The organism is Pseudoclavibacter sp. AY1H1, assembly GCF_002931055.1.
Classification (GTDB): domain Bacteria; phylum Actinomycetota; class Actinomycetes; order Actinomycetales; family Microbacteriaceae; genus Pseudoclavibacter.
Map to the genome: position 1 here is coordinate 29,000 of NZ_PSXX01000005.1, position 23,829 is coordinate 52,828.

The 23,829-nt window shown below is 68.7% G+C and carries 21 protein-coding genes and 1 pseudogene; 11 read left to right on the forward strand and 11 right to left on the reverse strand.

Annotated features, from left to right (window positions below):
- Nucleotides 1-4 precede the first annotated feature (4 nt).
- The 3 genes from C5E05_RS09610 to C5E05_RS19810 form a co-directional block, all read right to left on the reverse strand.
- Nucleotides 5-3,166, reverse strand: coding sequence for a rhamnan synthesis F family protein (locus C5E05_RS09610; protein WP_181059490.1), 3,162 nt, complete (start codon nt 3,164-3,166; stop codon nt 5-7).
- Nucleotides 3,167-3,260: 94 nt separating this feature from the next.
- Nucleotides 3,261-3,887, reverse strand: a complete 627-nt coding sequence (locus C5E05_RS09615; protein WP_104242981.1) for a hypothetical protein — start codon at nt 3,885-3,887, stop codon at nt 3,261-3,263.
- A gap of 73 nt (nt 3,888-3,960) precedes the next feature.
- Entirely contained in the window at nt 3,961-5,670 is a 1,710-nt protein-coding gene (locus C5E05_RS19810; RefSeq protein WP_181059492.1) for a rhamnan synthesis F family protein, read from the reverse strand.
- A 94-nt stretch (nt 5,671-5,764) separates the two neighbouring features.
- Between C5E05_RS19810 and C5E05_RS09625 the strand changes: the two genes are divergently transcribed.
- Entirely contained in the window at nt 5,765-6,808 is a 1,044-nt protein-coding gene (locus C5E05_RS09625; RefSeq protein WP_104242983.1) for a glycosyltransferase, read from the forward strand.
- 90 nt (nt 6,809-6,898) lie between these two features.
- On the opposite strand, the gene rfbA is transcribed toward C5E05_RS09625, so the two are convergent.
- Both rfbA and C5E05_RS09635 read right to left on the reverse strand, forming a co-directional pair.
- Nucleotides 6,899-7,759 carry a glucose-1-phosphate thymidylyltransferase RfbA gene (rfbA, locus tag C5E05_RS09630; protein ID WP_104242985.1) on the reverse strand — a complete coding sequence of 287 codons (861 nt, stop codon included), beginning with the start codon at nt 7,757-7,759 and terminating at the stop codon, nt 6,899-6,901.
- Between the two features lie 2 nt (nt 7,760-7,761).
- Nucleotides 7,762-8,376 carry a dTDP-4-dehydrorhamnose 3,5-epimerase family protein gene (locus C5E05_RS09635; protein WP_068479667.1) on the reverse strand — a complete coding sequence of 205 codons (615 nt, stop codon included), beginning with the start codon at nt 8,374-8,376 and terminating at the stop codon, nt 7,762-7,764.
- A 111-nt stretch (nt 8,377-8,487) separates the two neighbouring features.
- Here C5E05_RS09635 and C5E05_RS09640 point away from each other — a divergent pair, with 111 nt between their 5' ends.
- The 5 genes from C5E05_RS09640 to C5E05_RS09660 all read left to right on the forward strand — a co-directional run bounded on the left by C5E05_RS09640 (nt 8,488) and on the right by C5E05_RS09660 (nt 13,982).
- Nucleotides 8,488-9,429, forward strand: a complete 942-nt coding sequence (locus tag C5E05_RS09640) for a glycosyltransferase (RefSeq protein WP_104299654.1) — start codon at nt 8,488-8,490, stop codon at nt 9,427-9,429.
- A gap of 123 nt (nt 9,430-9,552) precedes the next feature.
- Nucleotides 9,553-10,536, forward strand: a complete 984-nt coding sequence (gene rfbB / locus C5E05_RS09645) for a dTDP-glucose 4,6-dehydratase (protein WP_068484209.1) — start codon at nt 9,553-9,555, stop codon at nt 10,534-10,536.
- On the forward strand, nt 10,533-11,432 hold the full coding sequence (rfbD, locus tag C5E05_RS09650) for a dTDP-4-dehydrorhamnose reductase (protein ID WP_258064830.1): 900 nt from the start codon (nt 10,533-10,535) through the stop codon (nt 11,430-11,432). Before rfbB ends, rfbD begins: the two co-directional genes overlap by 4 nt.
- Entirely contained in the window at nt 11,432-12,589 is a 1,158-nt protein-coding gene (locus tag C5E05_RS09655) for a glycosyltransferase family 1 protein (protein WP_104341809.1), read from the forward strand. Before rfbD ends, C5E05_RS09655 begins: the two co-directional genes overlap by 1 nt.
- 403 nt (nt 12,590-12,992) lie before the next feature.
- Entirely contained in the window at nt 12,993-13,982 is a 990-nt protein-coding gene (locus C5E05_RS09660) for a DUF559 domain-containing protein (RefSeq protein WP_104341810.1), read from the forward strand.
- A gap of 285 nt (nt 13,983-14,267) precedes the next feature.
- On the opposite strand, the gene C5E05_RS09665 is transcribed toward C5E05_RS09660, so the two are convergent.
- From C5E05_RS09665 to C5E05_RS09675, 3 genes and pseudogenes are all read right to left on the reverse strand, one after another.
- Nucleotides 14,268-15,656: an LCP family protein gene (locus tag C5E05_RS09665; RefSeq protein WP_104242993.1), complete on the reverse strand. Its 1,389-nt coding sequence runs from the start codon at nt 15,654-15,656 to the stop codon at nt 14,268-14,270.
- A gap of 52 nt (nt 15,657-15,708) precedes the next feature.
- A complete protein-coding gene (purE, locus tag C5E05_RS09670; RefSeq protein WP_104242995.1) occupies nt 15,709-16,251 on the reverse strand; it encodes a 5-(carboxyamino)imidazole ribonucleotide mutase in 543 nt (180 codons plus the stop codon).
- 91 nt (nt 16,252-16,342) lie between these two features.
- Nucleotides 16,343-17,536: pseudogene (locus tag C5E05_RS09675) on the reverse strand (5-(carboxyamino)imidazole ribonucleotide synthase); the annotation flags it as partial.
- Nucleotides 17,537-17,708: 172 nt separating this feature from the next.
- Here C5E05_RS09675 and C5E05_RS09680 point away from each other — a divergent pair.
- Nucleotides 17,709-18,338 carry a GtrA family protein gene (locus tag C5E05_RS09680; protein ID WP_181057997.1) on the forward strand — a complete coding sequence of 210 codons (630 nt, stop codon included), beginning with the start codon at nt 17,709-17,711 and terminating at the stop codon, nt 18,336-18,338.
- Nucleotides 18,339-18,463: 125 nt separating this feature from the next.
- On the opposite strand, the gene C5E05_RS09685 is transcribed toward C5E05_RS09680, so the two are convergent.
- Genes C5E05_RS09685 through C5E05_RS20140 form a run of 3 tightly spaced genes read right to left on the reverse strand, consistent with a single transcriptional unit; the run spans nt 18,464 to nt 20,516 of the window.
- Nucleotides 18,464-19,204, reverse strand: coding sequence for a PH domain-containing protein (locus C5E05_RS09685; RefSeq protein WP_104341811.1), 741 nt, complete (start codon nt 19,202-19,204; stop codon nt 18,464-18,466).
- Nucleotides 19,204-20,076: a biotin--[acetyl-CoA-carboxylase] ligase gene (locus C5E05_RS09690; protein ID WP_181059494.1), complete on the reverse strand. Its 873-nt coding sequence runs from the start codon at nt 20,074-20,076 to the stop codon at nt 19,204-19,206. Before C5E05_RS09690 ends, C5E05_RS09685 begins: the two co-directional genes overlap by 1 nt.
- The gene (locus tag C5E05_RS20140; RefSeq protein ID WP_181059496.1) at nt 20,073-20,516 is read right to left on the reverse strand and encodes a hypothetical protein; all 444 of its coding nucleotides are present in this window, start codon (nt 20,514-20,516) and stop codon (nt 20,073-20,075) included. Before C5E05_RS20140 ends, C5E05_RS09690 begins: the two co-directional genes overlap by 4 nt.
- Nucleotides 20,517-20,626: 110 nt before the next feature.
- Here C5E05_RS20140 and C5E05_RS09695 point away from each other — a divergent pair, with 110 nt between their 5' ends.
- Genes C5E05_RS09695 through C5E05_RS09710 form a run of 4 tightly spaced genes read left to right on the forward strand, consistent with a single transcriptional unit; the run spans nt 20,627 to nt 23,828 of the window.
- A complete protein-coding gene (locus C5E05_RS09695; RefSeq protein ID WP_104243005.1) occupies nt 20,627-22,240 on the forward strand; it encodes an acyl-CoA carboxylase subunit beta in 1,614 nt (537 codons plus the stop codon).
- Nucleotides 22,237-22,482 carry an acyl-CoA carboxylase subunit epsilon gene (locus C5E05_RS19815; protein WP_181059498.1) on the forward strand — a complete coding sequence of 82 codons (246 nt, stop codon included), beginning with the start codon at nt 22,237-22,239 and terminating at the stop codon, nt 22,480-22,482. Before C5E05_RS09695 ends, C5E05_RS19815 begins: the two co-directional genes overlap by 4 nt.
- Nucleotides 22,483-22,492: 10 nt before the next feature.
- Entirely contained in the window at nt 22,493-23,239 is a 747-nt protein-coding gene (locus C5E05_RS09705; RefSeq protein ID WP_104341814.1) for a hypothetical protein, read from the forward strand.
- Nucleotides 23,240-23,294: 55 nt separating this feature from the next.
- The gene (locus C5E05_RS09710) at nt 23,295-23,828 is read left to right on the forward strand and encodes a septum formation family protein (protein ID WP_104341815.1); all 534 of its coding nucleotides are present in this window, start codon (nt 23,295-23,297) and stop codon (nt 23,826-23,828) included.
- Nucleotide 23,829 lies beyond the last annotated feature (1 nt).

The following is a 23,829-nucleotide window of genomic DNA, read 5'->3' on the forward strand; positions in this document are numbered from 1 at the left end:
CGCATCAGGAGGGGCGTCCACCGCCCGCCGAGCGCACCTGCGCGTACACCTTCCGGGCCACAGCGTACGCAGGGCGCAGCGCTCGCGCCGAAGCCGGGTTCTGCTCAGCCACGTACCGCTTCAACGCGCCGAGCGGAGAGGGCGCGACACCTGGACCGCCACCGAGCACGTCAGCAAGATACGGGACCTGCTCGATCGCGTGACCGTACGGCACGAACGACGCGAGCTCCTGCAGCTTGTACTCGAGGAACGTGTGGCTGATGGCCGCCATCCTGGTGTTCATGACGGTCCGCGTGTGGAAGCCCTCACCGTGCGCGGCGTAGCTCACGATGCGCTCGAGCACATGCGCGAGGGTGCCGTCCTGGTACCCGCTCTCACCGGGGAAGTCATCCCAGGTGAAGCCCGCGTCCACGATGGGCCGCAGTGCTTCTCGGCGCGCGATGAACATCGAGCCGTACGGCGAGACGGGGGTGGAGTCGTCGAGTGGCGTCGAGACGCCCAACTGCCTGAGCAGCTTCCCGGCGGGGCCCTTGTTGAGGAACCAGGCGTGTCCGAGCGTCGGATAGCCCATGTGGATGACCGGGGGGAAGACCATTCCGAGCGTGCCGTGCTTCTGGAACAGCGCGAAGAGGTTCGCAGCGTAGCCCTCGCTCGGAAGGAGGTTCTCCAGCAGGTGGCGCTTGAACCACTGCCCGGCATTCCATCCGTCCTGGACGCTCTTCTTGCCGTGGATCTTGACGATGAACTCGTACCGCTCGTCGCGCAGCACATCCGCGCAGCCGACGAAGAACGCCGAGATGTCGCGGCCCCGGTTCGACTCGACGAGGCGGACGTCGCTCCGGTCCCCCCAGCCGCGACGCGCGACGGCCTCGCGGATGGCGGCCCGCTTCGTCTCGTCCGTGGTCGTCACGTACAGGTCGACCTCCCCGGGCACACGAGCGGCGTGATCGACGATCTCGTCGATGAGCTCGTCGTAGTAGAGGTGCGCGACCACGGCGGTCCGCCCGAGCTGCGTGCGCTCGAGGAGCTCCCGCCCCGTGGCGTCGCGCTCCTCCAGATCGGGGAGGATCTCAAGCAGGGAGAAGTTCGTGTGCAGCACGCGCGGCTTCGCGCTGCGCACCACGTTCGACCAGATGAGGTCCATCGGGAAACCCGCGCGCTCCAGACGATCCGTGACGTCGCGACCGATGATCGCCTGCCTGTCCAGGTAGTCCGGGTCGTGGAAGAAGATGCGTCGCTTCAGGATCGGCAGACGGTCGTCGAGCATGAGCGAGATGTTGTCGAAGATCGGGTGCTGAGACGGGTAGTCCTCCGAGGGGAAGGCCAGCTCGTAGACGAAGCCCAGGCTCGCGAAATAGCTCGTGAACCGGCCCTCGTGACGGTCGATGGAGTCGAAGTACGACGTGATCATCGGCATGTCCGCCCAGTACTCGCGGTACTCGTCCGACAGGAACATGTCTCGTCGCACGGCGATCCAGTGCGACTGGATGTGCCCGGCCATGCTGCCGACGCCGTGGTGCGGGTGGGGGGTCACGGCCTCGTGGCTCGTGATACCCCAGAAGTCGACGTCCTGGGCATCCATTCGGTCGAACATCTCACCGAACGGGAAGATGGGCCCGAAGAACGTGTAGTTGAGGAGGATGAGCTCGTCGTACTCCGCGAGTCGATCCCATCCGAAGTGCTCCTGCGCCTCCTTGTACCCCCACACGTCGAAGCCCTTGTTCTCACGCTCGAGAACCGTGTCCGCGACCGTGGCGAGCCGCGCCTTGCCCTCATCCGAGATGGGCGAGTTCGAGACGACGAAGATGTGCTCGACGTGCTCACGAAGCGCCGTCAGCTTGTGGAGGACGTAGTCATCGACCTGCCCCTCCGGGTCGAAGAAGAGGTAGAACGCCACGCGCCTCGGCGTCTTGCCCTTCAGCCGCGCATCTTCGCGAGGCCGACCGGCGGCGACGAGCGGCATGGGCGTGTTCACGATCTCCGGACGAATGCTGACAACCCCAGCCTCGTGCACGGCTGCCCCGTCCCCGGCGCCTGCGCCTGCGCCCCGACGACTCTTGAGCGCGACCCTTGCGCCGGCCCTCACGAGGGAGCCGATGCCCGAGGCGACCTTCTTCCCGGCGCGGACGGTCTTGGCGACTGGGCGCGCTGCTCGCCGCGCACCATTGACGACGGGCAGCGCGACCTCGGCGACCGTGTGCAGCACGTCGAGGGACTGGAGCACGTCCCGCTGCTGCTGCTCGAGCTTCGCGATCTCGAGGAGGAGAGCGACCTTCGTCACCTCCAGTGCCTCGGCCTGCTTGAGTTGAGAGACCTGCGAGAACTCGCTCGCCTGTCGCCTCGACTCCGCAGACGAGCGCTCCATGTCCTCGAAGAGGCTCGTCACGAGCAGCGAAGGGCCGATCCCCCCGCCCCCGTCGAGCGCCTTGCGCAGGTAGCGGTCTCGGATGATCGTGCCGTAGTCGGAGTGCTCGTCGGCAGCGATGACGACGCTGTTCCCGTCAGGGCCGAGCGACGCGAGCCGCTGATGCCAGAACGCGAGCGGCTCGCCGCTGATGAAGCCGACGGTGTGCCTGGTCAGAAGCCTGAGCAGGAAATCCCAGTCCGCGAGCACGGGCAGCGAACCGTCGAACTCGCCGACCTCGAGGTAGGCGCTCCTCCGGAACAGGAACGAGATCGGCGGCACCGTGCTGCGTCGCATGGTGCCGATGAGCGTGACCGCGTGAGCGTCGTCGGCGAGCACCTCGCGCGACTCCTCGATGACCGTGTCGCCCTCGACACGCTCGAAGACGACCTCAGTGCGCGTCGCGACTCCGGCGTCCTCGGCGTGCGCGTCGAGGTAGTCCACCGTCTTCTGCAGGAAGTCGGGAGCCCAGCTGTCGTCGTCGTCGTGCAGCACCAGGTAGTCGGCATCCGAGTCCCGGAACCCGTCGTTCATGGCCGCCTCGCGACCGTTCGAGACGACGTTGGTGACCACGCGAAGACGTCCCGCCGCGCGCTCCAGGAACGGCTCGAGCAGCGCATCGAGCGCCTCAGCATCGCCGGCATCGTTGACGACGACGAGCTCGAAGTCAGCGAACGTCTGCGAGAGCACGCTGTCGAGGGCCCGACGCAGCAGGAGCGGACGGTTCTTCGTGCGGGTGGCGACGGTGACGCGAGCTGTCATGAGCATTCCCCTTTGGTAGCGGCCACCGATCAGATTAGCTGCAGCTCGCCGATCCGATGGCCGACCGGGAGCCCGCCGCACCACGAGCTCGGGGTCAGGTGACGGTGACCGTCATCGGAGCGCTCACGCCACTCCCAGCTGGACCCTCGTACTGCATGACCGCTTCCCAATCACCGGGGGTGATCGACTCGTCGCGGAGGTTCACGATGCAGCTCGAGGCATCGGTGCCGGCCGAGGTCGGAGCGGCCGCCGACGCCGTCGCGACGAACGTCACCGGCCCGTTCTTCAAGACGAGCGTGCAGGTCCCGCCCGGTTCCGTGGCGGACACGAGCGCTGCAGCTGAGATCACGCGCTGGTCCGGGACCCAGTAGGCACGACTCAGCGACACCTGAACCGCGGACGCCTCGGCGTCCGGGTCTGGGGCCGCGGTCTCGGTCACCGTGACCGTCGGTCCAGGGGTGGCCGTGACGATGAGCGTCTCCGGGACCGCCACCTCGGTCGCCTGGGGCAACGTCGTGACCGGGGCCGTGTTGTCTGGTGGGGCCTGCTGCCCGAGCGGGTTCATGAGCACGAACACGATCGCGGCGATCGCCACGGCCGCCGCGATGAGGAGGCCGATGATCAGCCCTCGCCCGGTGCCACGGCGCTCGGCCTGGCTCTCCAGCTCTTCGAGCTCGTCAGGGTCGTACTGCCCGCCGAGCGGCGTCTCGCCGTTGCTCATCTGCCACCTCCAGTCGCAGACACGGTACCCCGCCGGAGGCCGGGGCCTCCTGATGCCGCGCCGCGGGGCGCGGTCAGCGCAGGCGCGCCAGCAGACCCTCGGCGTCAGCGGCGAGACGCCGGAGCGGCTCCTCGAGCGCGGGCAGACGACGGATCACGGCTGCGGCGACCCGCGTGAGGCCGCTGCCGCCGGGCCGGCGAGCGCGCGCAAGACGGTGCGGTGCTCGCACGTCCGAGCCGAACTCGGCCACGAGATCCTCGTACTTCGCGGCGAGCAGCGCGTAGTCGCTCGCGAGGCCATCGGCGGTCTCAGCCTCGGAGACCGCGAACCCGGCGTCGAACACGAGGCGGCTCGCGACCAGGTCGAGGAGCGTCGCGAGCTCCCCCTCCGGGAAGCGCGCCTCGAGCGGCGCGTAGCCGAGCGAGCCGAGGGCTCCCGCGAGCGGTCGGAGCGCATCCACCCGATACGCCGCGAACCCCGCGTACGGAGCGATCGGAGCGTTCGGATCGAGCGGTGCATCCGCACCGAGCGTCGCGGCGAGCAGAGCGGCCCTCGTGCGGGTGCCGCGCCAGCCGTCACCGAGCAGTCCGGTCCCGATGGGCGGCGCCACCGGCACCACCATCCCCAGGCTGGCATGGTCGGCGAACTCCCACGCGAGCGGTTCCGCTCGCTCGAAGATGACCCTCCTGCCCCGCTGGCGGGCCAGCATCGAGGCGCTCGCCGGAGCCGAGCGCACCGAGTCCGCGGCCGCCGACTCGACCAGCAGCAGGTCGGCGTCCAGCAGCCGCTCGTCGCCGCCGGCGAGCCTGCGCCAGAAGTCGCCGCGGACGATGCGCACGTGCAGACCCGAGATCGTCGCCGACTCGTCGCCGCTCGCCGCGTCTCGAAGCCACTCGTGCGTGAGCGCGGTCGATGCGCGCCGCAGCACCCGAGGGCCAGCCCCGACGCCGCCGGCGAGCACCCGACTCGGCGCGAACCGCGCCGTCCCCTCGACGAGCACGTCGACGGGGAAGCCCCGTCGCTCGAGATCGAGGGCGACGTCCCGAGCCGAGACCCCGCGGTGGTCGAGCTCGACGGGGTCGTGGAAGAACACGCGGCGCTTCACGAGGGGCGCCCCCGCCTCGAGCAGCAGCAGCGGGGTCTCGAGGCTGGCGTTGGCGACGGGTGTCCCGTCCACCCGGAAGTTGCCTGCCGGGAACTGCGCGCCGACCGAGAAGCCGCGCTCCGCGAAGAACGGGGAGAAGCGCGCCTCGTGGTGCCGCACCGAGTCGTCGTACGACCGGATCTCGGGCATCGACGCCCAGTACTCGGCCCACGCGTCGCTCACCACGACGTCCCTCCGCACGGCGATCCAATGGGACTGCAGGTGCGATGGCAGGGTGCCGCGTCGCGTGTACGGGTCCGGGCTGAGCTCCCCGTGCTCCGTCACACCCCACACGTCGTGCCCCGCGGCATCCGCCCACGCGAACGTCTCGGCGAAGTCGACGACGGGCCCGAAGAAGGTGTAGTTCGCGAGCACGACTTCGTCGAACGCCGCGAGCCGCTCCAGACCGATCTCCTCGAGCGCAGCGCGATAGCCGCCGACATCGAAGCCCTCGTTCGGCCGCTCGAAGACCCTGTCGGCGACGGAGGCCAGCGACTCGCGCGAAGCGTCGGTCACCGAGCCGTTCACGACGACGAAGAGCTCGCTGGCGTGCCCGCGCAGGCCCCGCAGCGCCCGGAGCACACCGGCGTCGGCGAGACCAGCCCGGTCGAAGAGCAGGTAGATGACAAGTCGATTCATAGTCTCGGGCGGCCGCTGCGGCCGACTCCTCCCCTGAGCGCGTGCAGACTCGTGCCAAGCTAGCACCACAGCGCACCGAGACAGAGGAGAGCAGATGCCAGCTTCGCGACTCGTCGCCGAACGCCGCCAGGAGGATGCCCGCGAGCAGCGACTCGGAGACGCCCCCGTCACCGCGGTCGTGTGCACCCACAACGGCGAGCAGTTCCTCGAGCAGCAGCTGCAGAGCATCCTCTCGCAGAGCCACCCCGTCGCCGAGGTCATCGTCTCCGACGACGCCTCGAGCGACGGAACGCTCGAGCTCGCGCGCCGCGTGCTGGAAGCCTCCGACCGCGCATTCCGCATCTACACCCGCGACGAGCCGCTGCGGGTGAGTGCGAACTTCGCATTCGCGCTCGGCGAGGCCCGCACCGAGTACCTCGCCACCAGCGACCAGGACGACGTGTGGCACCCCAAGAAGGTCGAGCACCTCCTCGCCGCCCTCGTCGGCGACGACCAGGCCCTGCTCGCGCACTCCGACGCACTCCTCGTCGACGAGGACGGCGAGCCCATCGGCGGCACTCTCCTCGAATCGCTGGAGATCACCGACGCCGAATGGCGCGACTACGAGAACGGGCGGCAGCTCGAGGCGCTCACCGCCCGCAATTTCGTGACCGGCGCCACCATGATGCTGCGCGCATCCCTCGTCTTCCGAGCCGGCAACGCGCCAGAGCCGTGGATCCACGACGAGTGGCTCGCGACGACGGCAGCGCTCGTGAACGGACTCCGCGTCGTGCGAGAGCCCCTCATCGACTACCGGCAGCACACCGGCAACCAGATCGGGCAGACCGCACCCACCCTGCGGGTGAAGATCTCGCAGGCCACCAAGGACGGCTCCGCCGACCAGCTGCGCCGCTACCGCCGCGCCGTGGCGCTGCTGCGTCGCGTCAGCGAGCTCGGCGGCACCCCGGAGCAGGAGGCCCACGTGCGGCGCAAGGTCGCGCACGAACGACAGCGGCTCGAGCTGCCGGCTTCGCGCATCCGTCGGCTCCCCCGCGTCCTCAGGTGGACCCTGCGGGGTCGCTACGCGAACTACTCGCGCGGGAGCTACGACATCGCCCGCGACCTCTTCCAGTCGTTGCGGGAGCGCGACGAGCGCTGACCGCGAGCGTCGCGCAAATGCCGAGCGTGGCGCCAACGACGAAGGCCGTGACCCCGAGGGGCCACGGCCTTCACCGGCAAGCGGGGCTCGCTACGCGAGGAGCCCCTGCATGTAACGTCCGTATCCGCTCTTCTGCAGCGGCTTCGCGAGCTCCGCGAACTCCGCGTCGTCGATCCACCCGGCGCGCCACGCGATCTCCTCGATGCAGCCGATCTTGAAGCCCTGACGGTCCTCGATCACGCGAACGTACTCGCTCGCCTGCATCATCGACTCGAACGTGCCGGTGTCCAGCCACGCCGTGCCACGGTCGAGCACCTGCACCTGCAACTTGCCCGCATCCAGGTACGCCGAGTTGACGCTCGAGATCTCGAGCTCGCCCCGCGCGGAAGGCTCCACGTTCTTCGCGATCTCGACAACGTCGTTGTCGTAGAAGTAGAGGCCGGGCACCGCGTAGTTCGACTTCGGCACCTCCGGCTTCTCCTCGATCGACACGGCCTTGTTGTGCTCATCGAACTCGACGACGCCATACGCGACCGGGTTCGACACGTGATAGGCGAAGATCAAGCCGCCGTCGAGCACGTTGTTGCCGCGCAGCGACGAGCCGAGCCCAGAGCCGTGGAAGATGTTGTCGCCGAGCACCAGCGCGACCGAGTCGTCGCCGATGAACTCCTCGCCGATGATGAACGCCTGCGCGAGCCCATCCGGCGACGGCTGCACGGCGTACTCGATGCGCATCCCGAGCTGCGAGCCGTCACCCAGCAGGGCGCGGAACTGCTCGTTGTACTCGGGCGTCGTGATGATCAGCACCTCGCGGATGTCCGCCATCATGAGCGTCGACAGCGGGTAGTAGATCATCGGCTTGTCGTAGATGGGCATGAGCTGCTTCGAGATGCCCTTGGTGATCGGCCACAGACGCGTGCCGGAGCCGCCGGCCAGGATGATTCCCTTCATGGCTACGCACCCGCCTTCGCGCTGAGCTCCGCGTAGTAGGCGCGGGCCTCTTCCCAGCTGGGGAGGAGACCGGACGCAGCCGCCTCGGCAAGCGAGGGGGCATCCGTGTCCTTCGGGGAGAGCAGCAGCTCGCCGGCCTCCTCCGGGAAGCGGAGGTCGACGTCCTTGTCGAGCGGGTTGATGCCGTGCTCGCGCTCCGCGTGGTAGGTGTCGGTGACGAGGTAGCTGACCGTCGCGTCATCCGTGAGTGCCACGAACGCGTGGCCGAGACCCTCGGACAGGTAGATGGCCTTGCGGTCGACGTCGTCGAGACGCACCGAGTCCCACTCGCCGAACTTCGGCGAGCCCGTGCGGATGTCGATGACGAAGTCGAGCACGGCTCCGCGCGTGCACGTCACGTACTTGGACTGGCTCGGCGGAATGTCCGCGAAGTGGATGCCACGGACCACACCCCGCGTCGACACCGAGGTGTTCGCCTGCTTGAGGTCGATCGAGTGCCCGACAGCTTCTGCGAGCTTGTCGAAGCGGTACCACTCCAGGAACACGCCGCGGTCGTCGCCGAACTGCTTCGGCGTGATCTCGTAGCTGTCTGGGATGCTGAGTTCGCGAATCTCCATGCCGAGGAGTCTAGTGCGGCACGGAATGCGAATGCTCGCCAACCCACTCGGCCATACTTGAACGCTGGAGAACCGCCGCGGTAGAACGCGTATAGAGAAGAGGAATACGGGATGCACACCAACGCCGAGCCGCGCACGCCGCCGCGCGTCGCCGTCCTCCTCGCGACCCACATGGGGAAGCCCTACCTCGACGAGCAGCTCGACTCGATCCTCGACCAGGCCGGCGCCGACCTCCACGTGTACGTGTCCGACGACGGATCGACGGACGGCACCCTCGAGCTCCTCGCCGAGCGCGCCGCCGCCGACCCCCGCATCACGATCCTCTCCCCCGAGACCTTCGGCGCCCCCGCACCCAACTTCTTCCGCCTGCTCACCACGATCCCCATCGAGGAGTACGACTACGTCGGCTTCGCGGACCAGGACGACGTGTGGATGCCCGCCAAGCTCGAGCGGCACATCCGGCTCCTCGGCGAGGGCCGCGCGGACGGCATCTCCTCCAACGTCACCGCGTTCACCGAAGACGGCACGCGCATCCTCATCAAGAAGGACTACCCGCAGCGCCTCGCGGACCACCTCTTCGAGACGCCCGGCCCCGGATCGACGTTCCTCCTCACCGAGCGATTCGCGCGGCTCGTCGCAGACCAGCTCGACAACGCGGACTCCCCAGCACGCACGGCCTTCGCCCACGACTGGCTCATCTACGCGCTCGCCCGATCGGCCGGGCTCCGCTGGATCATCGACGGCGAGTCGACCGTCGACTACCGCCAGCACGTCGCCAACGCGGTCGGCGCCAACACCGGCCTCTCGCAGGCGTGGAAGCGCCTCAGACTCACCTCGAACCGCTGGCACCGCGGGCAGGTGCAGCTGACCGTCGAGGCGTGCATCCACGTCGCCTCCCCCGAGGAGCTGCCGAGACTGCAGTGGCTGCACGAGATCCTTGCCGAGTTCACGTATCGGGACGCGCTGCGGCTCGTGCGACGCTGGCGGCAGCTGCGACGCCGGCCACGGGACCGCGCGGCACTCGCCACCCTCATCACGACGGGACTGTGGTAGCTCGACGAAGGGCCGCGCTAGAGTAGCTCCGACTGCGCGCGGGTCGCACTGCGCCAGTCGAACCGCACAACCATCGGCAAATTTCCATCGGCACAGCCCGGCCGACGATTGAACAGGACAGGTATGAAACTTCTCGTGACCGGCGGGGCCGGCTTCATCGGCTCGAACTTCGTGCGCCGCGCGCTGCAGGACCAGTACGAGGGTCTGGAGGGTGTCGAGGTCGTCGTGCTGGACAAGCTGACCTACTCCGGCAACCTCGAGAATCTCGCACCCGTCTCCGACTCCGAGCGGTTCACGTTCGTCGAGGGCGACATCACCGACGACGTCGTGCTCGACGAGTGGATCCCGAAGGTGGATGCGGTTGTCCACTTCGCCGCAGAGTCGCACGTCGACCGCTCCGTGCGCGACGCCTCCGTGTTCATCGAGACCAACGTCGTCGGCACGCAGAAGCTGCTCGACGCGGCCCTGCGCCACGAGCTGCCCCGCTTCGTGCACGTCTCCACCGACGAGGTCTACGGCTCCATCGAAGAGGGAAGCTGGAGCGAGACGTTCCCGCTCGAACCCAACTCGCCCTACTCGGCATCGAAGGCGTCCTCCGACCTCATCGCGCGCTCGTACCACCGCACGCACGGCCTGAACGTGTCGATCACGCGGTGCTCGAACAACTACGGCCCGTACCACTTCCCCGAGAAGGTCATCCCGCTCTTCGTCACGAACCTCATCGACGACAAGCATGTTCCCCTCTACGGCGAGGGCAACAACATCCGCGACTGGCTGCACGTGGACGACCACTGCCGCGGTATCGCGATGGTGCTCGTCGGCGGAAAGGCCGGCGAGATCTACAACATCGGCGGCGGCACCGAGCTCACCAACAAGGAGCTCACGCAGCTCCTCCTCGACGCGACCGGCAAGGACTGGTCCTACGTGGACCGCGTGCAGGACCGCCTCGGCCACGACCTGCGCTACTCGGTCGACATCTCCAAGATCCAGCGCGAGCTGGGTTACGAGCCCAAGGTTCCGTTCGAGCAGGGCCTGGCTGACGTGGTGCAGTGGTACCGCGACAACCGCACCTGGTGGGAGCCGCTGAAGGAGCGCGCTGCCCTGTGACCGATTCGACGTCTGTCCCCGCCACGGCATCCGCACCTGCGGTTGCCGCACGGTTCCTGATCACGGGTGCATCCGGGATGCTCGGCCGTGACCTCCAGCGCGCCCTCGCGGGCCGCGAGGTCACGGCTCTGGATCGCGCCGCGCTCGACATCACCGACCCCGCAGCGGTCGAGGCCGCTGTGGCGGGGCATGACGTCGTCATCAACGCCGCCGCCTACACGAACGTGGACGGAGCGGAGACCGACGAGGCGACCGCCTTCGCGGTCAACGCGACGGGCCCCGGTGTGCTCGCGGCTGCCGCCGCGAAGCACGGCGCGCGGCTCGTGCACGTCTCCACCGACTACGTCTTCCGCGGCGACGCCGCGTCCCCGTATGCGGAAGGCGCCGAACACGACCCGATCTCCGCCTACGGTCGCACCAAGGCCGCCGGCGAGAAGGCCGTCCGCGACGCACTGCCGGACGCCTCCTACATCGTGCGCACGGCCTGGCTCTACGGGGCAGACGGCCCGAACTTCGCGAAGACGATGGCCCGCCTCGCGGCGACCAAGCCCGAGGTCTCCGTCGTCTCCGACCAGCTCGGACAGCCCACCTACTCGGCGGACCTCGCGGCGCAGATCGTCGCGCTCGTCGACTCGAGCGCTCCTGCCGGCACCTACCACGGGACAAACGCCGGCATCGCCTCCTGGTACGACTTCGCGAAGGAGATCTTCCGCCTCGCGGGCTTCGACCCCGAGAACGTCAAGGAGACGGACAGCAGCGCGTTCGTCCGTCCCGCCCCTCGCCCCGCGTACTCCGTCCTCGGCCATGACGCCTGGGCGAACGCGGGAGTTCCACCCATGCGGCCCTGGCTCGACGCGCTCGAGGACGCTGCCGCGCAAGGAGTCCTCAGAGCCTGATGGTTACCCTTCGTGTTCTCCTCGACCGCGCCGCCGATGAGCGTCCAGGCGGCACCCGCCGCTACAGCGAAGAGCTCGGACGCCAGCTCATCACGCGTGCGCCCCGCGGCTGCGACGTCGAGGCGATCATTCCCCGGCGCACCCGCGACGAGGTCGCGCTCCTCGAGGAGCGGGTCCCCGGCCTGACGAGCGTCGTCCAGGCCCCTCTGCGCCCGGAACGCCTCGAGTCCTCCTGGTCACGCGGGCTCCTGACGAACACCGTCGGCGGCGGCTTCATCCACAGCTTCACTCCCCTCGCGCCCATGCGCGACATCTCGCTCAGCCAGGGCATCGACCAGACGGTCGTCACCTGGCACGACATGACCGCGTTCACCCATCCGGAGCTCATCAGCTCGCACACCGTGAAGCACCACAAGGCGCTCCTGCGTCGTGCGTTCCGCTACGCCAGCGGCATCGTCGTGCCGACGAACGCCGTCGCCGACCAGGTCATCGAGCACTTCGACTTCGGTGACCGCGTGCGCGTCATGAGCCCGGCCGCAGCTGCGAGCATCCGCCTCCCCGAGTCCGAGGGAGCTGGGGACGCGATCGCCGACACGCTCGGATTGCCGGACGAGTACGTGCTGACCCTGGCATCGCTGCACAAGCGCCACGGCCTCGCCCAGCTCATCAAGGCCCTGGACGACAAGGAACTCGCCGGCGTCACGCTTGTCGTCGTCGGTCCGACAGAGCGCGGAGAGGTCACGCTCGACGGCCTCGTCAGCGCCTCCGGCGTCGCCCGCGAGCGCGTCGTCTCCGTCGGCGTCATCAGCGACGAGCAGCTCGCCGTCGCCCTCCAGCGCGCCAGCGCACTGGTCGTGCCCAGTCTCAGCGCAGGGTTCGGACTGCCAATCATCGAGGCCTTCAAGTTCGGCACCCCCGTCATCACCTCCGACGACCCAGCACTCGTCGAGGTCGGCCTCGACGCCACCCTCGTCGTGGAACGCGGCGACGGACTCGCTGACGGCGGCTACCCCGAGCGCCTCGCCGGTGCCATCGCGGGAGTGCTCGGCGACAGCGACCTCGAACGACGACTCCGCCTCGCCGGCAAGGACCGCGGCGGGATGTTCTCGTGGGAGATCGCCGCCGACCAGGTCTGGAACTTCCACGCCGACCTCTAGGCGCGACGCCGCTCCCTCGGCACGGTAGGTCTCTCGCGCCCGCAACCTCGCGCCCGCCAACGTCTCCGGATGACAACGTCTCGGGATGGGTTTCACACCCGCGGATGGCTTGCAAGCCATCGGGAGGCGTCAAACACATCCCGAGCCTGCAACGGCGACGACCGGCGATCGCGCGCGCCAGCATCTCGGCACAGCAACGTCTCGGGATGGGTTTCACGCCCGCGGATGGCTTGCAAACCATCGGGAGGCGTCAAACACATCCTGAGTCTGCAGCGGCGACGACCGGCGATCGCGCGCGCGACGCGATCGCCGCCGGCAGGAAGCGGTCGGGCGACATCGCCCCGAGGTCCCGGCCTGTGGAGAGACGGAAAGCGAAACGCGACGGGACCCTACTCTCGCGAACATGGAATCGCAGTTCTTCGAAAGCCCCGCCCGTGCCTTCTCCACACGCCAAGCTCAGCTCGAGGGCATCAGTGCTCGCGAACTGTACGGCGGCGATTATGGCCGGCCACACCGAGGCGTGTTCACGACGCATCCGGTCGAAACCCCAGTCGACTACGCTCGTGCCTTCGCGCCGAGGATGCGCGACTGGCACGCCCTGGGAGACCTCACCGCGGCCCGCTTCTGGGGCCTTCCGGTTCCCCGGCGATTCGATTCCGAGAAGACCGTGCACATCGTCGTCCCGTCTGGCAGAAACAAGCCACGGGGATCGGGTATCCGGGCGAGGAGCATCCAGCCGTCGAACTGGACGCGAACGCTGGAGTTCGGCGTCTCCCTCGCGACACCCACCCTCACCTGGGCACTCGCCGCACGCGTCCTGACGTCCAGAGAGCTGATCACTCTTGGAGATGCTCTCGTCACGACCTCCCGGAGCTACCCTGGGATCAACCGCCCATCCGATCCATCGGTCTCCGAGGATCCCCGTGCTCCTGTTCCCGCACTCGCGGAGCTGTCAGAGCTCCAAGCCCTCACGGATTCCTGGGGGCGCACAGTAGGCGCAACGCGGATGCGCGCCGCCCTCGCCGTGATCCGCCCCGGCGTCGAATCCCCTATGGAGTCCCTCACCCGGCTCTTGCTGCTCGACGCAGGGTTCGACGAACCGCTCGTGGGGCACCGAGTGCTCAGCCGGGGAACCTTCGTGGGGCGCGTCGATCTTGCCTATCCAGACTCGAAGGTCGCCGTCGAGTACGACGGCGAGTACCACTGGGAGAAGAAGCAGGCGATGAACGACCTGCGCAGGATCAACCGCCTCCAGGAAGCCGGGTGGGTCGTGATCCGGGTCACGAATCGGGATCTCGCGGCGCCGACGGCCTTCTTGTCGCAGCTGCGCGCGGCGCTCCGTCGCGGCACACGCTCGAGGGGCACCACGATCGATCTCGCTGCATCCCGTTGAGTCGTTCCCAGCGTCGACTCCAGATGGCCTTCGCGCTTCCGGATGGGATGCACACCATCCGCAAGCGCGAAAGCCATCCCGAAGCATCCGGAAGCGCGAAAGCCATCCCGAAACAACCACACGGCGCCCGCAGAACACCCACGGACTCCAGATGGGACGCGCACTTCCGGATGGGATGCACACCATCCGCAAGCGCGAAAGCCATCCCGAGAGCGCGGCGAAGGCAAGCACGAGCCCGAGAGCGCGGCGAAGGCAAGCACGAGCACAAGGCCGAGAAGGCCGGCGCTACTCGGTGGGTGCGTTCTCCTCGGGTGGAGGCGTCGCCTCGGGCGGATCCGAGGCGATCGCGTCCTGGACGGCGGCGTGGATCGCGGGGATGTCGGGGTTGCCCTGGTCGAAGTTGGGCGGCACGATGTCGAGTCGCACGCTGTTGCCGCTGCGCGACTTCAGGAGAAGATCGCCCACGTAGCCGATCATGCCCTCCGGGATGTCGGTCTGCACGACCTTCTCGAGCGCATCCGTCACCGGCCCGATCTTGCCGAGCAGGTTGGTGGGTGTCATCGTCGCCACCATCGCCTCCTGGAGCTGCCGCTGGCGCTCCATGCGGGCGAAGTCGGTCGTCTCGTAGCGGGAGCGGGCGTACCAGAGGGCCGTCGAGCCGTCCATGTGCTGCTGCCCGACCTCGATGAACTCGGTGGCGGGCGCCCAGCCTGGTGACCCGTCGTTGTTGATGCCGATGCCCACGCGCTCGGTGACGTTGATGTCGACGCCTCCGAGGGCGTCGATGAGCTCCGTGAAGCCGGCCATGTCGACGAGCACGTAGTACTGGATGCTCAGCCCCGTGATGCCCTCGACCGCGTCCCGCATCGCCTCGATGCCGGGCTCCGAGCCATGCTCGGCGGCGTCGGCGTAGCCGCCGTCCTCGGCGATCGTCGCCTCGGTGTAGACGGAGTTGAGGTAGCAGACGTCGACCGCGCAGCCCTCGTAGAGGTCCGGGTACAGGTCGTGCATGTGCCCCTCGGAGAAGGGGAAGCTCTCCATCGCCCGCGGGAGGCCGATCGTGGTGAGCTTGCCAGTGAAGGCGTTGAAGCTCATGACACTGATCGAGTCGGGGCGGAGGCCCTCGCGGTCGGCGCCGCGGTCGCCGCCGAGCATCATGATGTTGATCTGGCCGTCGGCCGGCAGCTGCAGGCCGTTCGACGCGCCGCCGAAGAGCCCCTCGATGGCGGACTTCCCCTGGTTCGCGACCTGCGACGTGACGGCGGCGAAGACGAGCGGCACGGTGACGAGGACGACGCCGACGATGGCGATGAGCGGCCGAGCGACCTGCTCGAGCTTGATGATGCGCACGAGGCGGAGCGCATCCAGTCCGCTCACGACCCACATGGCCACGTAGAGCATGAGCACGAGGTGCACCGCGGTGATGCCGAGCGTGGTGGAGAACACGAACAGCAGTGGCCCGCGCAGCACGAGCGCCATGAGCAGGACCACGAGCACGGCCGCGATGCCGCCGAGCCAGATCGAGAGCATGAAGCGCCCGAACTTCCGATTCCCGGCGAGGATCTGCGCGGTTCCCGGGAGGAAGAAGTTCGCGAGGAGCAGCCACCAGGCGCGCCTGGTCATGAGCTGCGGCGAGCTGGCGTCCGGGTACCGGAGCGGGAGGGTGAGTGTCATGTGGTCCTGCGGTCGAGGAGCAAGGGGCGGCGACGGCGGCCGAGGGGGTGGGCTAGAGCGACTGCTTGAGGGCGTCGTTCTTGGCTTCTACGGCGTCGCGCAGTCCGTCACTGTAGTCGGCGAGTCTGGCTGCCAGCGCTTCGTCAGCTGTGCCGAGGATGCGGGCGGCGAGGATTCCGGCGTTCTTGGCTCCGCCGATGGAGACCGTCGCGACGGGGATGCCTGCAGGCATCTGCACGATCGAGAGCAGGGAGTCCATGCCGTCGAGGTACTTGAGCGGGACCGGCACGCCGACGACGGGGAGCGTCGTGAGCGAGGCGACCATGCCGGGGAGGTGGGCCGCGCCTCCCGCTCCGGCGATGATGACGCGGATGCCGCGTTCGCTCGCTCCGCGGCTGTAGCTGACGAGCTTCTCGGGGGTGCGGTGGGCGGAGACGACCTCGACCTCGGTGGGGATGCCGAACTCGGCGAGCACGTCGCGAGCTTCGTGCATGACACGCCAGTCGCTGTCGCTTCCCATGATGATGCCGACGAGGGGAGCCTGCTGCGGGGTGTCGTCTGCGGGCGCGGACGATGCGGTGGGGTGGTCGCTCATGCGTGCAAGCGTAGACGCGGGTGCGCGCGGCTCCGCTGAGGCTGGCCGGTGACGGCTCGCCTCAGGCCGAGCGCAGCCTCACGGCCTCGCGTCAGGATGCGGCGTCGTCGTCGAACGCGGCTGCCGCAGCCCTGGCCCGGTAGGCGACCTCGTCGAGCTCTGGCCCGGCGACGGTCACGTGCCCCACCTTCCGCCCGGGGCGCGCGGACTTGCCGTAGCTGTGGATCTTCGCGTCGGGATGCGCGTGCATGGCCTTCTCGTACCGGTCGCCGTAGCTGCCCTCCTGCGGGCCGCCGAGCACGTTGACCATGACGGCGTGGGGTGCCGTCATGCCGGTGTCGCCGAGGGGGAGGTCGAGGACGGCGCGGAGGTGCTGCTCGAACTGGCTCGTGGTGGAGCCGTCGATGGTCCAGTGCCCGGAGTTGTGCGGGCGCATCGCGAGCTCGTTGACGAGGATGCGCTGATCGGTGGTCTCGAAGAGCTCGACGGCCAGCACGCCGGTGACGTCGAGCCCGAGGGCGACCGACTGGGCGATGGTGGCGGCGACGTAGCCGAGGCGGTCGTCCGCTCCTTCGGCGCCGGGGGCGGGGGCGAGCACCTCGGCGCAGACGCCGTCGCGCTGCACGGTCTCGACGATCGGCCAGAGGGCGATCTCACCGGAGGGGCGACGAGCGACGAGCTGCGCGAGCTCGCGGCGGAAGTCGACGCGCTCCTCGACGAGCAGGGGCTCCCCCGCAGCGAACCAGTCGGCGCCGTCGGCGCCGGCGCGGACGATGCGGACGCCCTTGCCGTCGTAGCCGCCTCGTGGCGTCTTGAGCACGGCGACGCCGCCGTTGGCGTCGATGAAGGCCTGCAGCTCCGCCTCGTCGCGCACTTCGGCCCAGTTGGGAATCGGGATGCCGAGCTCCGCGAGGCGGCGGCGCATGAGGAGCTTGTCCTGGGCGTACTGCAGCGCGTGCGGCCCTGGGCGCACGGCGACGCCGGCGTCGACGAGGCCCCTGAGCACGTCCTGCGGAACGTGCTCGTGGTCGAAGGTGACCACATCCACTCCGCGCGCGAAGTCGAGCACCTCAGCGAGGACGTGCATGTCGCCGACGGCGGTGACGGCGCGGTCTGCGCTCTCGCCGCGGCCTGCCGCGAAGACCCGCAAGTCGACGTCGAGCTCGATGGCGGGTGGGAGCATCATTCGTGCGAGCTGCCCGGCTCCGATGACGCCGACGACCTGACCCATGGTTCGCTCCGTTCGAGAGTGCTGCTGGCAGTCCTGCCGTGAGGGAGTCTGTGCGCTCGCATCGAATTCGACGGCCGGGGAGTTCTCCCCGCCTGCGTTGCAGTGGCAGTGACGTGCCTTTTGCTCTGACGTGTCTATACTCCGACGAGGGTCACAACTCCCCAACAGTTTATCCTGCTTGCGGCGGCATCATCCACGCAAGTGCCCCACGATGGAGGTCGAGCGCTTGACCAATCGCTCCCGCAAGCACGCAGAGCCGCATCACTCTGAGCCTGAGGATTTCGTCGGCTTCGTCGCCGCGGAGACTGCCGAGTTCGATCTGCCTGCGCAGCGGACCTCGCGGAGCCTCTGGGGCCGCATCGTCAACGTGTTCCGACGCATCGCGGCGTCGAAGGGCATGATGGCGCAGCTCATCAACTTCGGCCTCGTCGGCGGGGTCGGCTTCGTCGTCGACACCGGCCTGTTCAACATCCTCATGCTGACGGTGCTCAACCCCACCGAGGTCGCGCATGGCGCGCTGTGGGCGAAGGTCATCTCGACGTGCGCGGCGATCGTGACGAACTGGATCGGCAACCGCATCTGGACGTTCCGCCAGCACAAGCGCCAGGACAACTTCCGGGAGGCGATCGAGTTCTTCGGCGTGAGCCTCGTGGGGCTCGGCATCGGCCTGCTCCCGATCTGGTTCACGAATGCCGTGCTCGACAACCACTCGTGGATCGCCTACAACATCGCGAACCTCGTCGGAATCGGCCTCGGCGCGATCTTCCGCTTCATCCTGTACCGCTTCTGGGTGTTCTCCCCCAAGCGCGTCGCGGAGATGCAGCAGAAGGACGGCACCGCAGTAGAGGCCAGCTGACCTCGTCTGCCGAGCGATCGGCGGGCTGCCAAGAGCCGCGGGCACTCCTGCCCGCGGCTCTTCGCGTCTGCGGCCCTCTGCGAGCCCGTGTCGGGGAGGAGCGACGGGTCCCGGCGCTCGGGCGGCTACGGCCCGCTGAGCTCCCGGATGCACGCGGCAACGGTGTTGGCGCTCGGCACGTCGATGAGTCTGAGGCGGTGGCCGGAGACCGAGGTGATGACGATCGTCCCCGAGCGGAACATCGCCTGCCAGAGGTTGCGCCGGACCGTGACGTCGACGATCGCGTTCATGTAGATCTCGCGGGTCTCGCTCGTCAGGGTGCCCTGCGAGAGCACGATGCGGTGCGTGGTGATCCTGTTGCGTGCCTGGAGCCAGACCACGATGGGCACGATGCCGAGGAGGACGATCGCGGCGAGCGAGATGAGCAGCCACGCGTGGCGGGCCCCGATCGTCGTCTCCTGCAGGGCACCGAGGTTGTAGCCGGCGGCCGCGAAGCCGATGATGAGGACGATCGACGGCAGCATCAGACGGCGTCCGTGCCTGCGCACTCGCATGATCGTCCGCTCCGGCAGCCGCATGCCGAGCGGCTCGTAGTGCCGCTGCTGGGGGCTTTCCGGCTGAGCGGGGAACTGCTGACCGTACTGCTGTCCGGAGTGGTAGTGGTGCCGGTCTGGCGCGGCTCGCTGCTGGACCTGCGCGTACTCGTGGTGCGGCGGTGCCGCCTGCTGTCGAGGCGCGTGGTTGACGGCATGCTGCGCACCCTGGGGCGGTGCGCCGTACTGCTGCGCACCGGACTGCTGCGCGTCGGGAGCGCCGAAGATCTGGTCCCAGGACTGCTCGCTCGGATGCGGTGGGCGGCCGCGCATCAGGCCCCGTTCTCTGGGCGGACCCGCTCGACGTCCCCGGCCGCGACGGACCTGGTCTCCCCGTCATCGCCTCTGATCACGAGGTGCCCTTCCGGCGTGAGCTCGGTCGCGAAGCCGTGCAGGATCTCGCCAGACGGCAGCGTGGCTGCGACGCGGGCGCGGAAGGTCGAGCAGACGTCGCTCAGCTCGCCGTGGGCTCCGCTCGCGATGGCATCGCCGCGAGTCTCGCGCAGCGCTTCGAGCCTCGCCACGAACTCGGAGAGGTACGCGGGGAGGAGCTCCGCCGGGTGCGGCGGGAGCATTCCCGCCAGCGCGAGCGAGGTGGCGTGAGGTGTGGGCAGCTCTTCGGCCTGCAGGGTGATGTTGACGCCGGTGCCGACGACGCAGGACAGCTCACCGTCGCGCGTTCCGAGGACACGCCCCAGGATGCCGGCGACCTTGCGTCCGTCGATCTGGACATCGTTCGGCCACTTGATCTCGACGCGACCGGAGTGCTCGTCCGGTCGGAAGCCGGGGGCCGGTGGTGACAGCTCGAGGATGGCACTGCGGAGTGCGAGTCCCGCGATGAGGGGCAGCCAGCCCAGGATGCGGGGGGCTGCCTCGTCGTCGGCGAGGCGCACGAGGGTCGAGGCTGCGAGGCATTTTCCGCGCGGGGAGATCCATTCACGGCCGTGACGGCCGACGCCGGCGGTCTGGGCGTAGGTGACGAGGGTGCTGAGGGCCGGGTTCTGGCTGGCCTCTCCCCCGGTGCGCTCCCAGATGTCGGCGAGCACGTCGTTGGTCGAGGTCGCCTCCGGGACGGAGATGAGGCGCAGCTCGGTGCCAGCGGCACGCCCTCCGAGGAGGAGCTGGGTGATGGCAGGGGTGCTCACTGGGCGCCCGCGATCGCCGAGCCGATGAACGACAGGTACACGAAGGTCATCACGACCGAGGCGAGGACGGCGACGAAGAGGGTGACGAGGGCGATGATCGCGAGCACCTTCGAGCGACGCTTCTGCCAGAGCGCGACGATCGCGAGCACGAAGGCGACGGCCGCGATGGAGAGCGCGAGCGCGATGTTGAGCACGGGGACCGGAATGAACGCGAGGACGAGGGAGAGCGCGGCGACGCCGAGCGCCCACCTGCCCCAGATACTCCGTCGCGAGAGTTCGGGCGCGGTGCCCGCCTCGCCTCGGATGCTCGCGTCGTACGGCGCCATGGGCGCGCTCGACGGCAGCAGGCACTGCTGCGCCTGGGTATCCGGTGCCAGCGGTACGACCTCGGCGCCTGCCCTGGGCGCGGCCCCGTTCGGTGCGCCAGTCCCCTGAGTCATGCCGCCAACCTCTCAAATGTCGTGCGTCGTGCGTCTCTCTTGCACTTCACCGGGGAATCAGGCTAACCCGTGCGGCCGAATATGAGCCGCCGCCCGGTAAAGTGACGCGGGTGAACTCCGCACCACTTGACTCCTCAGCGTCCGGTCCGACCCCTACGAGCACGGCTGACAAGATCGCCGACCTCAGGGCCCGCCATGCGGAAGCAGTGACGCAGGCGGAGGAGGTGTCTGCGAAGAAGCAGCACGCGAAGGGCAAGAAGACCGCACGGGAGCGCATCCTCGAGCTGCTCGACCCGGGCTCCTTCGTGGAGCTCGACGAGTACGTCCGGCACCGGACGACGGCATTCGGCATGGATGCCCGCCGCCCGTACGGCGACGCGGTCATCACGGGAACGGGCACGATCCACGGCCGCGGTGTCGCCGTCTACTCGCAGGACTTCACGACGTTCGGCGGCTCGCTCGGCGAGGTCGCGGGCGAGAAGATCATCAAGATCATGGACCACGCCATGAAGGTTGGGGTGCCGATCATCGGCATGCTCGACTCGGGCGGCGCGCGCATCCAGGAGGGTGTCGTCGCGCTCGGGAAGTACGGCGAGATCTTCCGACGCAACACGCAGGCCTCCGGTGTGATCCCGCAGATCTCCATCGTCATGGGCCCCGCAGCCGGCGGCGCCGTGTACTCCCCTGCGCTCACCGACTTCGTCATCATGGTCGACAAGACGAGCCACATGTTCGTGACGGGACCTGACGTCATCAAGACGGTCACCGGCGAGGAGGTGGGCTTCGAGGAGCTCGGCGGCGCGCTCGCGCACAACCGCACCTCTGGCGTCTCCCACTACCTGGCCGCGGATGAGGACGACGCCCTCGACTACGCGCGCCAGCTCCTCTCGTTCCTGCCGGACAACAACCAGGCCGAGCTGCCGAGCTACGACATCGAGACGGAGCTCGAGATCACGGATCTCGACAAGAAGCTCAACACGGTCATCCCCGACTCCCCGAACCAGCCGTACGACGTGAAGCAGGTCATCGAGCTCATCGTCGACGACGGCGACTTCCTCGAGGTCCAGCCGCTCTTCGCCCCCAACATCATCATCGGCTTCGCGCGCGTCGACGGCACCTCCGTCGGCATCGTCGCGAACCAGCCGAGCGCGATGGCGGGCACGTTGAACATCGAGGCCGGCGAGAAGGCGTCCCGCTTCGTGCGCTTCTGCGACGCGTTCTCGATCCCGATCCTCACGCTCGTGGACGTGCCTGGCTACCTGCCCGGCACCGACCAGGAGTGGTCCGGGGTCATCCGCCGCGGCGCGAAGCTGCTGTACGCGTACGCGGAGGCGACAGTGCCGCTCGTGACCGTCATCCTGCGCAAGGCGTACGGCGGCGCGTACATCGTCATGGGCTCGAAGCAGCTCGGCGCCGACCTGAACTTCGCGTGGCCGACCGCCGAGATCGCCGTCATGGGCGGCCAGGGTGCCGTGAACATCCTGTACCGGGGCGAGATCAAGCGGGCCGAGGAGGCGGGCGAGGACGTCGCCGCCGTGCGCACGCGCCTCGCGAACGAGTACACGTACAACGTCGCGTCTCCCTTCCTGGCTGCCGAGCGCGGCGAGCTCGACTCGGTCATCGAGCCCGCGTCGACCCGAGTCATCGTCGCGAAGGCGCTGCGCACGCTGCGCACGAAGCGCGCATCGCTGCCCCCCAAGAAGCACGGGAACATCCCACTGTGAGCCAGGAGCAGATCCCCTCGCACGTCGGCCTCGAGCACATCGTGCGCACCGTCAGCGGCAACCCCACCGAGGACGAGCTCGCGGCGGCCACGCTTGTGCTCGCCTCGATGATCGAGTCAGCGCAGGACCTCGACCGGCCCCGCGACATCGTCAAGCGCCGCACGGCGTGGCAGCTCTCGCAGCGCAGCATGCGCGGCGGCGGCTCCGCGAGCGATCCGTTCGGCGGCTCCTACCGGAGCTGATCGCAGCCGCATGCGAACCGAGCGATCCTCTGGCGGGTTCATGTTCGCCCTCGTCGCCCTGCTTGCAGTGGCGCTGGTGTTCGCGACCCCCGCTGGTGTGCCCTCGAACGACGAGGGTGGCGCGCCTGCGGCAGAGCCGTGGAGCGCTGACGGCGTCCGCGAGTGGTTCGAGGTCAACGTCTTCGGCACGCAGAGCCGTTTCGAGCCGGTCGTCGTCCCGCCGGAGGATGCGCAGAGCGCCTCGCTGAGCTACTCGCCACTCGTCACGGCCCCCATCGGCCCGTGGCCAGAGGGAGAGGCTGGCATCGACGCCTTCATCGCGGCATCCGGTGTTCCTGCGACCTGGGCTGCCGACGGCCAGACGGCCTGCCCGGAGGACGCGCAGGCCTGCACGAAGCAGTCCTGGTGCGAGGGCGGCGGTTGCCCGGTCGAGCCGCCGACCGCCAGCATCCATCTGCGGGCGGATGATGCGACGCTGTTCCCGACGATCACCGATGCGGGCGCGTCGGTCCTGATCCACGAGCTGGGCCACGCGCAGCAGGCCTACGTCTTCCCGAACCCGGACGAGATGGTCCGCGTGCTGGAAGAGGAGGGCTACGGGCAGTTCTCCGGCTGGGACGGCAACGCGGTCCCCGCGGTCGAGGGGCATGCTGAGTGCTACACGCAGGCGCTCATCGCCAGCTCAGCGTATTTCGCAGACTGCCCGGTCGATCGCAAGGAGCGCGCCGTCGCGCTGCTGCTCGAGAAGCGGTCCTGAATCGCCCACTTTGTCGCTACAGTGAGCGAAAACCACCGAACTTCCAGGAGAGATCATGGCGAAGACCAGCGTCACATCAGCGTTCGCGATCGGAGCCCTCGTGCTCCTCGGGTTCGGCCTCACCGGCTGCTCCGCTGCCCAGGAGATCGCGGAATCGGTCGAGGGCGAGATGTCCGGCGGCGAGAGCGAGGTCCGCGACGGCGAGACGCAGGAGGTCACCGAGTCGGGTGACCTCGACGTCTTCAAGCTCGCCGTGGGTGACTGCTTCAACGACGCCGGCAGCACCACGGTCAGCGAGATCCCGGTCGTGCCGTGCTCCGACCCACACGACTACGAGGTGTACTTCGAGGTCGAGATGCCCGGGGGCGAGTACCCCGGCGACGAAGCCATCAGCGCGCAGGCGGACACCGACTGCACGGCGCAGTTCGCGACCTTCGTCGGGCTTTCCTACGAGGAGAGCTCGCTGAACTTCAGCTACCTCACTCCCACCCAGCAGAGCTGGGATGGCGCCGATGACCGTCTCATCCAGTGCATCATCATCGACGATGCTGCGCAGACGACGGGCAGCCTCGCCGGCGCCGCTCGCTAGG